General features: G+C 52.2%; 16 protein-coding genes. 8 read left to right on the top strand and 8 right to left on the bottom strand.

The genetic code is table 11. From position 1 onward, the window contains the following. Positions 1-245 precede the first annotated feature (245 nt). Both SH668x_RS02550 and SH668x_RS02545 read left to right on the top strand, forming a co-directional pair. Positions 246-602: a hypothetical protein gene (locus SH668x_RS02550; protein ID WP_437187128.1), complete on the top strand. Its 357-nt coding sequence runs from the start codon at positions 246-248 to the stop codon at positions 600-602. A 166-nt stretch (positions 603-768) separates the two neighbouring features. Further along, the gene (locus tag SH668x_RS02545; protein ID WP_437187127.1) at positions 769-1,899 is read left to right on the top strand and encodes a glycosyltransferase; all 1,131 of its coding nucleotides are present in this window, start codon (positions 769-771) and stop codon (positions 1,897-1,899) included. Here SH668x_RS02545 and SH668x_RS02540 read toward each other — a convergent pair. Further along, positions 1,896-2,966: a prolipoprotein diacylglyceryl transferase gene (locus SH668x_RS02540; protein WP_437187126.1), complete on the bottom strand. Its 1,071-nt coding sequence runs from the start codon at positions 2,964-2,966 to the stop codon at positions 1,896-1,898. The genes SH668x_RS02545 and SH668x_RS02540 overlap by 4 nt on opposite strands. A gap of 70 nt (positions 2,967-3,036) precedes the next feature. Next, a complete protein-coding gene (panC, locus tag SH668x_RS02535; protein ID WP_437187125.1) occupies positions 3,037-3,882 on the bottom strand; it encodes a pantoate--beta-alanine ligase in 846 nt (281 codons plus the stop codon). A gap of 529 nt (positions 3,883-4,411) precedes the next feature. Between panC and SH668x_RS02530 the strand changes: the two genes are divergently transcribed. Next, positions 4,412-5,206, top strand: a complete 795-nt coding sequence (locus SH668x_RS02530) for a hypothetical protein (protein WP_437187124.1) — start codon at positions 4,412-4,414, stop codon at positions 5,204-5,206. A 130-nt stretch (positions 5,207-5,336) separates the two neighbouring features. Continuing rightward, positions 5,337-6,287: a M28 family peptidase gene (locus SH668x_RS02525; protein WP_437188506.1), complete on the top strand. Its 951-nt coding sequence runs from the start codon at positions 5,337-5,339 to the stop codon at positions 6,285-6,287. Positions 6,288-6,452: 165 nt separating this feature from the next. Here SH668x_RS02525 and SH668x_RS02520 read toward each other — a convergent pair whose 3' ends face one another. The 4 genes from SH668x_RS02520 to SH668x_RS02505 all read right to left on the bottom strand — a co-directional run bounded on the left by SH668x_RS02520 (position 6,453) and on the right by SH668x_RS02505 (position 9,289). Continuing rightward, positions 6,453-6,788 carry a hypothetical protein gene (locus SH668x_RS02520; protein WP_437187123.1) on the bottom strand — a complete coding sequence of 112 codons (336 nt, stop codon included), beginning with the start codon at positions 6,786-6,788 and terminating at the stop codon, positions 6,453-6,455. A gap of 514 nt (positions 6,789-7,302) precedes the next feature. Further along, a complete protein-coding gene (locus SH668x_RS02515) occupies positions 7,303-7,782 on the bottom strand; it encodes a deoxycytidylate deaminase (RefSeq protein WP_437187122.1) in 480 nt (159 codons plus the stop codon). A gap of 114 nt (positions 7,783-7,896) precedes the next feature. After that, positions 7,897-8,487 (bottom strand): DUF417 family protein, encoded by a 591-nt coding sequence (locus SH668x_RS02510; RefSeq protein ID WP_437187121.1) that lies wholly within the window; start codon positions 8,485-8,487, stop codon positions 7,897-7,899. Positions 8,488-8,542: 55 nt separating this feature from the next. Beyond that, positions 8,543-9,289 carry a helix-turn-helix domain-containing protein gene (locus SH668x_RS02505; protein ID WP_437187120.1) on the bottom strand — a complete coding sequence of 249 codons (747 nt, stop codon included), beginning with the start codon at positions 9,287-9,289 and terminating at the stop codon, positions 8,543-8,545. Between the two features lie 135 nt (positions 9,290-9,424). Here SH668x_RS02505 and SH668x_RS02500 point away from each other — a divergent pair, with 135 nt between their 5' ends. The 3 genes from SH668x_RS02500 to SH668x_RS02490 all read left to right on the top strand — a co-directional run bounded on the left by SH668x_RS02500 (position 9,425) and on the right by SH668x_RS02490 (position 11,346). Beyond that, on the top strand, positions 9,425-9,733 hold the full coding sequence (locus SH668x_RS02500) for a hypothetical protein (protein ID WP_437187119.1): 309 nt from the start codon (positions 9,425-9,427) through the stop codon (positions 9,731-9,733). 184 nt (positions 9,734-9,917) lie between these two features. Further along, on the top strand, positions 9,918-10,535 hold the full coding sequence (locus SH668x_RS02495) for a peptidoglycan recognition protein family protein (protein ID WP_437187118.1): 618 nt from the start codon (positions 9,918-9,920) through the stop codon (positions 10,533-10,535). Positions 10,536-10,605: 70 nt separating this feature from the next. Further along, on the top strand, positions 10,606-11,346 hold the full coding sequence (locus tag SH668x_RS02490; protein ID WP_437187117.1) for a hypothetical protein: 741 nt from the start codon (positions 10,606-10,608) through the stop codon (positions 11,344-11,346). A 144-nt stretch (positions 11,347-11,490) separates the two neighbouring features. Here the strand turns inward: SH668x_RS02490 and SH668x_RS02485 are convergent, their stop codons facing one another. Both SH668x_RS02485 and SH668x_RS02480 read right to left on the bottom strand, forming a co-directional pair. Further along, on the bottom strand, positions 11,491-12,168 hold the full coding sequence (locus tag SH668x_RS02485) for a FadR/GntR family transcriptional regulator (RefSeq protein WP_437187116.1): 678 nt from the start codon (positions 12,166-12,168) through the stop codon (positions 11,491-11,493). Positions 12,169-12,448: 280 nt separating this feature from the next. Further along, positions 12,449-13,477, bottom strand: a complete 1,029-nt coding sequence (locus SH668x_RS02480) for a 6-phosphofructokinase (protein WP_437187115.1) — start codon at positions 13,475-13,477, stop codon at positions 12,449-12,451. Between the two features lie 632 nt (positions 13,478-14,109). Here SH668x_RS02480 and SH668x_RS02475 point away from each other — a divergent pair. Then, positions 14,110-14,877, top strand: a complete 768-nt coding sequence (locus tag SH668x_RS02475; protein ID WP_437187114.1) for a DeoR/GlpR family DNA-binding transcription regulator — start codon at positions 14,110-14,112, stop codon at positions 14,875-14,877. Positions 14,878-14,882 lie beyond the last annotated feature (5 nt).

The raw sequence follows: 14,882 nt of genomic DNA, 5'->3' as shown, positions 1-14,882 counted from the left end.
AAAACAACGCGTAATCTCAGTTGCTTCGGCCCAAATCGCATTTTGGGAATTTCGCTCTTTTTGGCGAAAAATCTCGTCTGTGCAGATTTTGCCGGTCTATGTATAACGCCGCTTGGTCGGACCGCTCGAGAGTCGGAATTCCTGTTGATTGAGATGTCTCGTGGGGTCCGGAAGAGCTTCGTCAATATTCCTGCACAGGCCGATTGGGCCATTTCGTTCGAAGCTTTGAATACGGTTCATTTCCCATGTCACAACCGAATCCATATCTGAAGAGATGGGCGATGCTGGCCTCAGTCAGCATGGTGGTGGCAAATGGCTGTCTGAATCCCTCAACAACGCGCTTTCCGCATCTGTTTTCCGCTGAAGACCCAGAGCTTCAACGCCGCGAAGCCCAGGTGCAGGATCCCTATCCCGATGCCTCGTTGGGGCCTTCGGTCGGCTTTCGCCCGCAAAGTTTTCTGCAGCAACGATCCGAACCTCAGCAAGTCAAGGATCGCTTCTATAATGGGACGATTCGTAATCAGATGAGCCCGGTTCCGACGACACAGCCTGTTGGTCCGGGAGCCTATGGACCATTCAAATACCCTGGCGCTGTACAGTAGCCAGCTTCCCTTTATGCTGATGATTCCTTCGATACGCGACCTCGGCTCGTCCTGCGCATTCGAATGAGAGATCAGTTTCCATCACTTTTCAACGAGTGATTTCGTATCATGCAGTTCCGTCGCTGCCATTTTCTTGCGACATCGCCCAGAAAACCGATCGATCAAAGTGACTAAGCTTCTCATTGTCATTCCGACACTCGACCAATCTGGAGCGGAAAAGCAGTTCGCTATGCTGGCGTGTCAGCTTCCGAAGGAAGAATTTACGGTACGAGTGGTGACCCTCTCTCGCGGCGGGCCATTTGAATCGATGTTGAATGAGCACGGAATTCCGTACTCCATTCTGAAGAAACGCTGGCGACTGGATCCCATCACTATTTGGAAGCTCCGCCGGGAGATTCAGGCCTTTCAACCGGATGTCGTGCTCTCCTGCCTGTTCGCAGCTAACGCAACGGTAAGGCTGGCGACGATCGGACTCGCAAGGCCTCCTCGAACAATCATTTCAGAACGTTGTGTCGATTCCTGGAAATCCGGTTGGCAGTTGGCACTCGATCGTCGATTACAGTCGCGAACTGATTTACTGATCGCGAACTCACAGAGTGTCCGCGCGTTCTATGCCGGCGTTGGATTTCCTGAATGTAAGATTGCAGTCGTCCCCAACGGCGTTGAAGTCCCTCCACTTCCGGGCATCTCTCGTGAGGAGTTCCTGAAGCAACTCAATCTTCCTGAAGACGCAAAGCTTGTCATGTATGTCGGAAGGCTGGCAAAGCAAAAGCGATTGAAGTCTTTGTTGTGGGCAACAAAGGTGTTGAGTCAATCAGATCCAACAGCTTATCTGCTGATTGCGGGAGACGGTCCCGAAAAAGACGATCTCCTCTTTTACGCTCAGGATGTCGAGGTTGAGAGGCACGTACGCTTTCTCGGCCATCGTCGGGACGCCTCGTCGCTGTTACATCTTTGTGATGTTTTCTGGATCGCCAGCGAGTTTGAAGGGATGTCTAACAGCCTGATGGAAGCAATGGCCTGTGGACGGCCCTCGGTCGTCAGCGATATCCCCCCAAATCGCGAACTTGTTCGGCACGATCAGGATGGATTTGTTGCCAACCTGGGGGATAGCCTCGGTTTCTCCCAATATACGGAGAGAATTCTGAACTCGCCTGAATTGGCTGCCCGCTTAGGGGAGTCTGCCCGCCAGCGGATGCTTCAGGAGTTCTCGGTTTCCTGCATGGTCGATCGCTATCGGAATCTGTTGTCAAATTCAGATACAGATTCCGGGGCGAGTACTGCGGAAGGTCTTTAACGTTCGGGCCGGTCCAGCCCTCTCGCTGGAATGGTGATCGGTCCGCGAAGTGGTCCCGTCAGCAGCAGAATCAATCCAAGAGTGAAAATTCCGATCGAATACAGCTGAGAAATTGTCAGCCCGGTCCCAAGTTGTCCCATCTCATCGGATCGCAGAAACTCGATCATGAATCGTGTGATTGAATAGAGCATGCACCCAACCGCGAGGTTATCGCCGGGATATCGGCGATACCAATAGAAAATGGCTGTCACGATCGCGAGAAGAAATCCATCAATTGAACTGTAGATTTGCGTCGGATGAAGCGGCATCGTCCAAGGGGTCCCCTCGGGCAGAAAGCCCCGGAGGGCGAGAATGCTGTATGTGGTTGTCCCTTCGGGGAAGTAGATAGCCCATGGGAGTTCACAGCGATCTCCAAAACAGCAGCCATTCAACAGGCAGCCAATACGGCCGAAGCCGACACCAATGAAGACAGCAGGAATAAGCAGGTCGCAGAATTCCAGTGCGCTCAGCTTTTTGGATTTGAAGTAGGCGACGACTCCTAAGCCCCCACCGACCAGCGCGCCCAGCAGAACCAAACCCCCATCGGGGAGATTGATCGATGCCAGAGCCATCTGTGGGATGGACATGCCGGGGAGAAAGACAGAGTCATGGTATTGGATCAGGAATGCCAGTCGTCCTCCTGCAACTCCGGAAATCAAAATCCAGAAAGCGGAATCCATGATGACTTCCGGGTCAATCCCGACTTGCTTCGCTCGATGGCAGGCAAATGAAAGTGCGCAGGTGAAGCCGATGAGCACCATGACTCCGTATCCGAAGATCGGTAACTCAGCAGGGAGAACCTTCATGCTTCCCAGCACGCTGACGAGTAAGACCCCGACGCCCAGACCGATCCAGGTAAAAGGATCACCGTAGATTAATTTGTTTTTGCGTAAGAAGTGAAACAGCAGGTACAGGCTACCAGCAATCAGCAGAATCCAGGCAGCCCCCATGACAGGGAGCCCTTCCGCACCGGAATGCCACCACGTCCAAGGAGATTCCAGACTAATTTTTAACAGGGTCTGCCGCATCAATAAGCTCCAGCTGACAGAGAGTCAGCTCGCATTGTCAACGTGTCGCAATTTGATACTCGCGACGGATTTATTTCAGGTGAATCGTAAGGTTATCAATCAAACGTGTCTTCCCCACAATCGCAGCGATGAGTGCGACGACACTCTTTCCGGGTGTCGTGACCGGTTTAAGGGTGTCAGGATCACGAATGACGGCGTACTGTGTTTCAACTCCTTGTGCAATTTGGAGTTCGGATTGCATGATTCGTTCAGTTTCGCCGACCGGTTCACCATTCTTCAGACGAGTCTCGGCGTTTCTCAACGCTCTTGAGATTGCCAGTGCATCGCGTCTCTCTTCGGCAGACAGGTAGACATTTCGGCTGCTCATGGCGAGTCCATCCGCTTCACGAATGGTCGGGCAAACGACAATTTCTGTGGGAATGTTCAAATCCTGTGCCATGCGACGAATCAGCGTGTGTTGTTGATAGTCCTTCGCTCCGAAGCAGGCGATCTCCGGGAGGACGATGTTAAACAACTTGGCGACAATGGTTGTGACTCCTCGGAAATGCGTCGGTCGAAATTCCCCTTCGAGTGTTTTCGAGAGTTCCTCCACAGTGACCCAGGATTGGTAGTTTTCCGGGTAGAGTGACGCGATTTCCGGGAGATAAACGCAATCGACCCCCGCGTTTCTGCAGGCTTCCAGATCGGCTTCGATGGGGCGGGGATATTTGCTGAGGTCTTCGTTCGCCGAGAATTGAGTCGGGTTCACGAAGATGGTGACAACGCAATAATCCACAAGTTGTCGACATTGATCGACGAGGCTGATGTGGCCAGCGTGAAGTGCTCCCATGGTCGGAACGCACCCGATCTTGCGGCCCTGCTGCCGTGCCGACGCGACCTCTTGCCTGACATCAGCAATCGAATGAACCACCTTCATGAGCACTTCCTTGACTTTTTAATCGGTGAGGATTGGATTGATGATAGCGAATTCAATGAATTGTTGGGTGTCGGACGCCGAGAAATCAATTCGCATTTGTTGCAGTTAATCTGTTCTGAATGGGGATATGAGTGGAGGCAAGTTGAGGAAATTTCCCTTAGAACTTTCTTTGATTCGACATTGCGCCGATTGTCGAGCCTGGCGGTTTTCACTGTGTTGAAACGGTTCATTTATCCCGAAGAGAGAAATGCAAACGCCTGTTTGCTCCCTGAACGGTGATCGGGGATCGACAATCTTCGAGTGATCCTTTGCATCTCCGAGATCTGTGAGGAACGCGAAGATTGGAGAGTCTGGGTTTAATTTGAAGGTCCGGTCAATTTCCTGTGCAGCATTCTGAAATCCGAGCTCAATTCGGTTCAACGTCAGAAAATGGACAGGACTACGATTGGTTGGACAGGACTTAATGCGGGTGTATGCCCAGTTGAGACATTGGACCACGGGGATGACCCGTTGAGGTGAGAAGTACAGTATGTCCGCGACGGAAACGATCGAAACTGAAGAACAACTCGTTGCCCGAGCCCAGTCAGCGCTGAGTAGCTGTAATTGGGAAATCGGTGAATGCGCCTCGAAGTGGACGGAGCGCCACGCAAAGGGGCGTACCGATGCAGATTTCGGTGCACAAATCGGTCTCAGCGGGGATCAGGTGTATCAGCGACGCCGCGTGTGGGAGACATTTGCAGATGTTTACCAGAATTACCCAACGCTGAAGTGGTCGCACTTTTATGTTGTGATCAACTGGGACGATGCAGCTGAATGCCTGTCCTGGGCGAGTGAAATGCAGGCCACCATTGCCGAGATGAAGGCTTGGCGGCGCGCGCAGCATGGCGAAGATCTGTCGACCGCATCTGAGGAAGAAGAGGAAGTATTCGCTTCGAGCGATTATTTGAGCGCTGCTGTCGGTATCGTTCAGGATCCGAGTCAGTTCAGTGGCGAACTTCGTCGTACTTACGATGAAGATGCTCCATTTGATCAATCTGAAGACCTGACAGAAACCGCGATCTCCGCTGCGAGAGGGACTCAGGTCGCCGAGTATGCTCCATTCGCAAAAGGAGCACAGGGCGGGTCGGATCATGGAGAGAAAGGCGAACGCCCCGAGTTGACTCCAGAACAGATTCTGAAAAAGACCTGTTCAATGCTCGAAAAGGCGGTCACAGCACTGACTCCTGAAGTTCTGGAAAGTTTTCCGGAGCTTCCATCGCGAGTCCAACAGCGATTGCTGGATGCGATCGAGAATCTTCAGGCCCGAACGGCTGGATTGTCCTGACACTCTGGTGCGCGTTAGGCTGAGATCGGCGAGCAGGCCGAAAACTATGTGTTTGCATCGCCGTGCAGGACTTTCTGCACGGCGTTTGCATTTGATGGGTCTGCGATTTTGAATGGAGTCTCACGTGGTGATGAATCGCGCATTGCTGTTGCTGGTCTTTTTTTTCTGTTTGAACGCTGCTGGATTGGTCGGTGCTCAGGATGCCCCTGCTTACAACGGTCAGCGAGCGTTTCGGTATCTCGAAGCGGTGTGTGCAATTGGACCACGCATCTCTGGGACAGAGGGGATGCTGCGACAGCAGGAGTTGCTGGAGACGCATTTCACGGAATTAGGTGGTCAGGTTCGGTATCAACAGTTTGACGTTGTTCACCCGCAGACCGGCGCACCGGTCCGTATGAAGAATATGATCGTTGTCTGGAATCCTGAGGCGACAGATCGAATTCTCTTATGCTGTCATTACGACACGCGTCCATTCCCGGATCAAGAGCCGACTGCTGCACTCCGAGCGAAGCCTTTTATCGGAGCGAACGATGGAGGAAGTGGCGTGGCGATGCTGATGGAGCTAGCCCATCATGTCGGTCAGATTCAACAACTGTCCCGCAACCCGGCGTTCGGCATCGACTTCGTAATCTTCGATGGCGAAGAACTCGTCTATAAAAAAACAGATAAGTACTTCTACGGATCAGAGTATTTTGCCAACGACTACAAAGAGAATCCCCCGCAAAGCCACCGCTACAGATGCGGTGTGCTATTTGACATGGTCGCGGGAACGAACGCGACGTTTCATCTTGAGATCAACAGCTTGCGTTATGCGCCGGACGTCACCAAAGAAATTTGGGAGGTCGCTGCCAAGATGGGGGTGAAAGAGTTCGTGAATCGTCGGAAATATGAAGTGCTGGACGATCACTTGCCTTTAAATCAGATCGCCAAAATTGCAACCTGTGACATCATCGATTTCAGCTATCCCCATTGGCACAAGCGAAACGACCTTCCCGCAGCGTGTTCCTGGAAGACGTTGCAGCTAGTGGGGACTGTCGCAATGCAATGGTTGCAGATCAAAGGGAATAGCGCTGGGAAATGATGAGCGATCCGAAGTTGAAACGGATTCGGATGACTTCATGTCTCTCCTGCTCCCGCGACATGAAGTGATCGTGAATCGTTGCAACAAAGGCGAGCCCCTCGTGCGACGAGTCACACTGATCGTTGAGCTCAGACAGAGGCTGCGGTGTACTAGAGATTCGATGTCTTAGTACGCTGGCAGATAGTCGAGTGAAGCTGTTGATTGAGGTGCAACCACACCGTTTGGAACGAACGCTGTCTGCGGATTCCCAGTCATCATTGTTGTCTGCTGAACGCCGGAAACATTTGCCTGTTGTGGAATCGGAGTCAGGGCACCGCTTTGGTACATCGGTCCGCAACCGCCGCCGGGGCATGAGTTCGGTGCGTAGCTTGGTGCATAGCTTGAGCCATATGTCGATCCATAGCTGCTGTAACCGCCGCCGCATGGGCTGCACTGTCGACCGCAGCATCCGTTATTCAAGAACAATGCAGCACAAGCAATCGCGAAAAGAGACCATTTCATGATGGAACATATCCTTGACGGGAGATGGAGATTTCGGGAGGGAATGCGCGGACTTCGAAGCTCGCAAGGCGAATTCGATTGAAATCCGAAGAGAAAACTGAGGGGGAAAATGAAGGGCCAAATGACGACTTGAACTCGCCGCATTTGTGAAGCGGGAAGTTACGACTCCGGCAGAAATGGGTCAATACGAATTTGTAAGATTTTGGATTTTGACTCAAGTTTTTGATTAAGTTTGACGAGGGGTTTCCCGCGTGCTGAGGAGTGAAATTTTTACAACAGCTTTAAGTCATTCGTTGGGAAGTGTTTTAATGAATGACTGGCGAATAGTGGCTCACGCTCTCCCGTCGGACATTTCCTCGAACGTGCGAAGAATGGAGAGAGAAGTGCTTGCCAATGATCAGAAAACAGTCAGCCGCATCAGTCGGACGCAACGTTGGTCAGGGTGGGCTTGCTTGCCCCCTGACCTTCCCGTGCGTTGTCGCTCTCGTTCGGGGCCGTGGGGCCGAGACAAGGATTAGAAGCGGACTTCCCTGTACTCGAGTTTCGCTTCGCTCAACATGCTCCGTGCTTGAGCAACCGAAGCTGTCCAGAATGATTCCCCGGTTTTGAACGGTTTGGCAACGATTGTTGTGATCCCTGCCTGAATGATTTCGACGGTGCAGCGCAGGCATGGGGCCCCGCCCCAGACTTCACCGGAGTCGTCCGTCAACGCGAGGTAAAGCGTACAGCCTCGCGTGCTCACGCCGATTCGTGCAGCGTTCAGAATGGCGTTCATTTCCGCATGAACAATCAACGATCGTTTCAGCTCTTTGTCCATCAAGCGATCGTGAGTGTCCGCAATCCCTCTCGGAAGCCCGTTATACCCCATCGATCTGACTTCACGATCCGGACCAATGATGACAGCCCCCGCCTGAGTCGCTGGGTCTTTCGACATCCGAGCGTTCTCCACGGCGAGGTTGATAAAAAACTTGTCCCATCTCAACTGGTCTGGCATCGTACGTTTCAAGCAATTCTAAAGCCCGGATCAACCTCCACTTTCAGGTGGAAACGGGTGGAAGTCTAACGAATCTTCTTCAGATTTCCTGTTGAAACGCAATCTTTCAGCCCATCAGGCGACGGTTGAATTCGAGCTCCCCCATCTCTTCAAGGTCGATTTCGCGCTGTCCGCCATCGTGACGATTGCAGCTCCCATCATAATGGCGTCTTTGATTACCAAACGACCGCGGCCACTCAGGTACGGAAACCCGTGTTCAGAATCGCCCAGATTGGGGACCCACGTCTCCGGGGTGGTCACCAGAAATGTCAAAGTCACAAACGACATGATCAACACAAGAAAGCTTCCGACCGTCGCAACTTGAGGCAACCACGGATTCACCGCGATCATCACCCCATACAGAACGATGATGGCACCCAATCCGAGGGCAAATTCATAGGTGCCGTTCTGCAGATGCCATTCACGATTCGTCTCGTTGAGCACTCCTTCGGGATTCATGTGCTTCTTGTAATTACCTGGATCGTGAATCAAGAAACTCATGAATGGGCTATTCGCGACGAACGGGATGATTCCATCGGCTTCGTATTTGTAAATCTTCAAGCCACCGATCCACACGAGAACGGTGACGAGCCCGAGTCTGGTGACTGCAAGTCCAACGCGGTCCATGCGTGAGGCTGCTTCGAAAATCGCTTTCCAGTTCATCATCCACCTGCTTCCATGGTTTCACGTGTCGACTCTCTCCTGTGGAGGGAGCGTCTCATCAATCATGGAAATGATCGGGGATCGATTGGGCATTGGGCATGGAAGATTGTCCCGAAAGCATGGACAAATTGCTTCCTCCCCGGATCTCAGTCTCAAACTCACGGTAGAACGTCGGAGAGACTCCGGTCGATTTCTTGAAGATTCTGCTGAAATACAATTCGTCCTGAAATCCCACTTCAAACGCAATCTCTTTGACGGGTCTCAACGTATGGAGTAGCTCCCATTTCGCATGGGTAAGAACGCGTTCACGAATCAGATCGGAAAGCGTTCTCCCGAGGTGCTCACGAACGATTCTCCCCAGTGATTTCGGAGTCATGTGGAGTGCAGTCGCGTAGTCTGCTGGCGAATGTGATGTTCGGTAGTTGGTCTCCAGCAACTCTTTCAGTTGGACGATCACTGGATGCCGAAATTCATCACTACGAGATTCTGTTGACTCCTTTCCATCTGCTTTTAAACGGGTGGCGACGATCAATAACATTTTCGCGCACGAGACAAGCATCTCTCGATGGGCGACAAACTGGGCTGACTCTTCTCGTTCAATCCACTGAACGAGAGTCTGAATCTCCTTCAGGGATTTTCGATCAACCTGAACATTCGGTGCTCCGTAGAGATCATTGAAGAGGGGCCCGCTGCAACCTGTCTCATGATGGAACGTTTCGACACAGAGAAAATTCGCGTGAAACTGAATCAGGACTCCTTGAACCTCGTTGTTCAATTCGAAACGGACCCGCTGATATGGTCGCATGAACAAGAGTTGGTTCGCCTGAAATGGATGACAGGCTGCATCCGCCCAGAACCGACCATCCCCTTTCTCAATCCAGTAAATTGAAAACGTGTTCGATCTTGCTGGCTGATGCTCCTGACCTGAGATCAGGAACCGATGGCACTTGAAAGCTTTCGCGCCGGTTCGAGGGTCGAAGAAGCTGGAGCGTTTTCTCACGGTCAAGTTCGCCAAAAACAGGTTTCTGCTGAAAAGTTGGTGCGTTCAATGGGTGTTGTCGTCTCGCTGCATTTCGGCAACGTGCAGTTTGGTGCCTCGGTCGCGTTTTTGTCAATGCATCCTGTTGTTAGGGGAGAGGTTACGGATGGTGAGTCTTCTCGCGAGATGGGGGTGATGCTGCCTGAAATGTACCAAGACGATCGATCAACCAAACGCAATCTATCTGCAATGCTTGCCGCTTCCCATTGAGTTTCACGCGGATGCGAGGAACACACGTTGACACTCCGAGCCAAGGCGATTTACAACCCCGCACATTCCGGGATTTCCCCGGGATTCGAGACTCCTACCCGCAGTATCTTGCCTTTCACATCCATTGCAAACTGGTCCGTCCTCCATCTCGATGATCCTTCCAATTCCTTGCATTCAGATCTGCATGAGCATTCGTCCCGTGCTGGTGGTGTTCGCAATCGGAAGTTCAATTTGTTGGGGATCGCCGCCCAGTGTCGTGGCCGTTCAAAAATCAAGATTCGAAACTGTCACTGAACAGCCATCGAAAATTGAGTTGGTCACGGCGACTCGTGAAGACGTGGACTTGCGGCCGTGGAAATTCATCGTCCTGCATCACTCGGCATCAGCTTCAGGGAGCGTGAAACAGATTCACGAAGAACACCTGAGACGAAAAGATGCTGATGGAAATCCTTGGCGAGGAATTGGATATCACTTTGTTATTGGAAATGGCCAGGGAATGGGCGACGGAGAACTCCAATCAACCTTTCGCTGGACAGAGCAGCAAAATGGAGCCCACGCAGGCGTCCAACAGTTTAATGAGTACGGTATTGGAATTTGTCTGATTGGGGATTTTGAAAAACAGGCTCCCACTCGTCGGCAAGTTCAGACAGCGCAAGAACTGATTCTGAGATTGCAGCAGCACTTTCAGATCTCCAACGATCAGGTATTGCGACATGGTGAATTAAAGGCGACAGCTTGCCCTGGCGCACGGATGCAGACAGAGATGTTCATCACTGATCTCTTACCAAGTTCAGTCGACTGAAAGTCCTTAGAGATCAAATAGACACGAATTGGCCCTCCAACGGCTGGTTTGAAGTTACGGAGAACTTCCCATGTGGCAACGCTCGTATCACCCCGGTTTAGATAACTGGAATGGGTATGTGAATGGCGACGGAAGCAGCGTATTCGATGACTCGACACGCTCTGTTTCCATGCAGCATCCATGGATGTCAGGCGTTCCATTCTTTGTGCCTGAAGCATGGGCACCCACTTACGACTATCCGCTCGTCTGCTATATGCACGATGACAGCCGATCTGAGCAGGACCTTTGGAAGTGGTTCCCTTCGATCAGCGATCAGAACTATCTTGCTGTCGGACTTCGAGCACCGTTTCCTGCTCAAAGCCAGATGCCAGGTCAGTATCGATGGCGAGGCCAGCGTCCTGATGCGACGGCAGCTGTTCTCAATGATTCCGTCGCGGCTGTTGAAGAGAACTGGAATGTCCACGCTGAGCGAATTTACCTCATGGGTGAGGGAAGCGGCGCAGTGGCGGCTCTGCAACAGTTCCTGCTGAATCAACTCCGTTCCGATGAACACGAAGTCGACTTTGCCGGGGTGATTTGCCACGACCTGCCCGCCTGGTGGACACGAGTTATTCCGCAAATCGCAGACTTCGGACGCGGGCGCGTCCTACTGTTGAACCCTGCCATGGATGGTGATGCGGGTGAAGTACCAGCTGCCATCGATGCGATGAGTGAATCAGGAATGAACGTCACCGTTGCCAAAAACAACCAGCCAGCCGCTGAGTTGATCAACAACTGGCTGATGACCAGCATTTCGTCAGCGGTTTTCTAACAGATTTCAGTTTTGAGAGCGTCGTGGCAGGCTGTTGTTGTCGGCTATGACCAGCAGGGTTGATCACTGCCGGAACACCGACTTCGGTTGAAGTTCGGCGGTGGCAGTGAACCGATGGTCACACACGCTATTAGTTACCGAACTCTACCGCTGCTGTTCTCGGTGAAACCCGATGTGGCTCGCCATGATCTTCGCAGCCAAATCGGGCTGCTGAGCCTTGAGTGCATCGATGATCTTTTGGTGATCTTCGAGTCCGAGTGTCCAATCCCCTTTTTTCACGCTCTCGCGAAACTGTCCGAAGAAGACCGCGATGATGTCGGTGAACGGGGTCAGTGGTGTTAATCCGCTGGCGTTGATGATTGCTCGGTGGAACTCGATGTCGAGACCAATCCATTGAGGCAGACTTTTCGCCTTCCGCAATTTGTCGTTGATGGCGTTCAGCTCATCGTACAGTTCTGGCTTCTCCAGGATTCGTTGTGCAACGAACGGCATGACTCCCGTTTCAATGACAACCCGGGTGCCAATCAGCTGGTCAGGTGAAACGTCCTGAAGAGCCGGATGAAATCCGAGGTGCGCGACAACCTTCTCCATGTTCATTGTGCCGACGGTCAGTCCCCGTCGAGGCCGAGATTCCAGTATCCCAAGATACTCGAGCGATTTGGTCGCTTCTCGAAGGCTGAGGCGGCTCACTCCAAACTGCTTTGCTAACTCCGTTTCAGTTGGGAGCCGATCTCCAGGTTTGAGATTCTGCTCAACGATGTAAGCCTTCACTTGTTCAGCGACGACTTCACGAAGTTTCACGCGAGGGATAGTAGTGAGCATTTTGTCGCTTAACGCAAAGTTGTGGAATCGCACGTTATCGAAAGTTGCGAACACAACTTGCGATTGTGAGCATCGCGATATCGGACGGAAATTCAACCAGATGTGATTGTGAACTACTCGGGAGAAATTGCGAGAGTTATTTAGACTAGAGAATCATCTTACAATAAGCATTCTGTTTTGTCAGACGAAATCTCAAAAAAGTTCAGATTCAGATCATGCCAAGATAAAAGCCATGCATATTCTGCATGGCTTTTATCTTTTTGTGAACGGTGCACAGTTCCTACTTCAGGAACTCACCAGCTTCATCCATGAACTCAGGGTAGAGAGTTCGCATTGTTCCAACTGCTTCTGCGAGAGGAGCAGCAACGATGTGCAATCCACGCAGAGCAACCATTTTGCCGAAGTCTTTGTTGATCACGAGGCGACCAGCGTGAATCCCCAGTCGTGTTCCGAGAACACGGTCGTAGGCACTTGGTGAACCGCCGCGTTGCAGGTGACCCAGAACGACGTCGCGTGTTTCGATGCCAGTTCCCTTCTCGATGATCTTCGCGACGCGAGAACCGATTCCACCGAGCTTCACGTGGCCAAAGTCGTCAACTTCAGCATCTTTGGTGATGAGATCCTGACCGGTCAGCTGAGCACCTTCGCTCACAACAACGATGCCGTACTTCTTGCCTGCTGCTCGTCGTGCTTTGAGTCGCTCGCAAATCTCGTTGAGATCGCTTGGCTGTTCTGGAACGAGAATCGCGTCAGCGCCGCTGGCAATCCCTGCAAAGCAGGTGATCCAGCCAGCATGACGCCCCATCACTTCAACAACGATCACGCGGCGGTGTGATTCTGCTGTTGTGCGAAGACGGTCAATCGCTTCTGTGACGATATTCAGGCAGGTGTCGAAACCGAATGTGTAGTCGGTGCTGCTCAAGTCGTTATCGATTGTCTTTGGGCAACCGATCGTTGGCAGTCCGTGCTGGCTGTAGAGTTTGCTCGCCACGCCCAGTGTATCGTCACCACCGATGGCAACGAGTGCGTCGAGCTTCAGCTTGTGGAAGGTCTCAACGATTCGTGTCACCTGAGATTCATCTTTGAACGGGTTTGTTCGTGATGAACCGAGGATTGTTCCACCCAATGGGAGGATTTCGTCAGTCTTCTGGGGATCGAGTGGAGTGAAGTTCCCTTCGATCGCTCCACGCCAGCCTTCAAGAAGACCAATGGTCTCACCGCCAGCGTTGGCGATTGTACGAACAACTCCTCGGATCACGGCATTCAGGCCGGGACAATCTCCACCACCGGTAAGGCAGGCAACTCTCATTATTCTTGATCCCTGTTGTAAGACTCGTGCGAGCACTCGCACATAATTTTAGAGAAGCCATCCATAGCGGTCGCAAATTGATCCGATGCTTCGGGGCTCGGAATAACTCGCTTTCAATCTGAACACGGAAATCGAATTCAGATCTGTTGCAGTGGGTCGCACCGATGTGTGCCCTACCTCGCTGCACTCCCGTCACCATGTACTTCCGTGGAAATCGTAAAAAGCAGAAGCTTCGCATTCAAGTAGGAATAGCCAAGAGAGAGTTCCGGATTCGATCCGGCCGTTGTGATAAGAACTCTTTCTCGAATCAAAACTTACAGCGACAACGATGCATCGGTGAATGGTCAGGACTTTCCTGCCCTTGTCAGGCCTCCCAGCGGTGACGTCCCTTTTGGATAAACCCACGCACGATAAGCAATTCCGGAAAAACGTCCGCAAGCTGGGTTCGTCTAAAAACTGCGTTTCAACCTACCGGAAAGAAGTCCAAGTCCACACCTCGCCGCGAATCTCTGGAGAACAGTCCAATAAGTGTTGGCGAATGGCTCGTTGCGGGGGCAGTTGAACTCTTGGGTCAACGAATTCCTCTTTCAACCTAGGTTGAACAGAAATGGACATTTTGCTCAAATCTGTTCATGTTCGTCCACGAGCGGCATAGCCGCATTCTCGACTATCTCCAGAAGCATCCAAGCAGCAGCGTCACTGAGTTACAGGATGCGCTCGGGATCTCTCGCTCAACATTACGTCGCGATCTCGTTGAACTGGAGGAACGGGAAGCACTGCTCCGAGTGCATGGAGGAGTTGTTCACCGCGACTCTCTTCGTGGGGAGCCCTCATACGATCGCCGCGGGAATCAGGCGATCCTCGCAAAGAAGCAGATCGCCAAAGCCGCTGCTGCCCTCGTTCCCGCTGACAGCGTTGTCTTTATCGACGCTGGAACCACTTGTGTCGAAGTCGCCCTTCAGCTCTCGGCTCGTCCGGATCTGAGGATCTATACACATTCGGTTCGCCTGCTGATCGAAGTCGGTGACTGCGCTGCGCGAGTCAACTGCATTGGCGGAGAGTACCGACCCGTCAGTCAGGCACTCGTCGGCGGACTCGGACTGGCGTGGATCGAACGCCTGAACTGCAATATGGCCTTCCTCGGAGCCTCTGGCCTGAGCCCTACCAAAGGAATCAGCACCACTGAGCTTTCGGAAGCCACGATGAAGCAAGCCATCATCCAGAACAGCGATCAGATTGTTGTTGTCGCAGACGCCAGGAAATGGGATGAGCCATCCACGGTGACGTTCGCACACTGGAACGAAATTCAAACGTTTGTCACGAATCAACCACTCTCAAAAGCTTCGTCCCGTGCGTTGAGCGCTCAGGGGACAAAAGTCGTTATTGCTCAATCAACCTGATCTCC

It is taken from the genome of Planctomicrobium mucosum (genome assembly GCF_051466335.1).
Taxonomy (GTDB): domain Bacteria; phylum Planctomycetota; class Planctomycetia; order Planctomycetales; family Planctomycetaceae; genus Planctomicrobium.
This window is presented reverse-complemented; position numbering and strand designations above follow the sequence as displayed.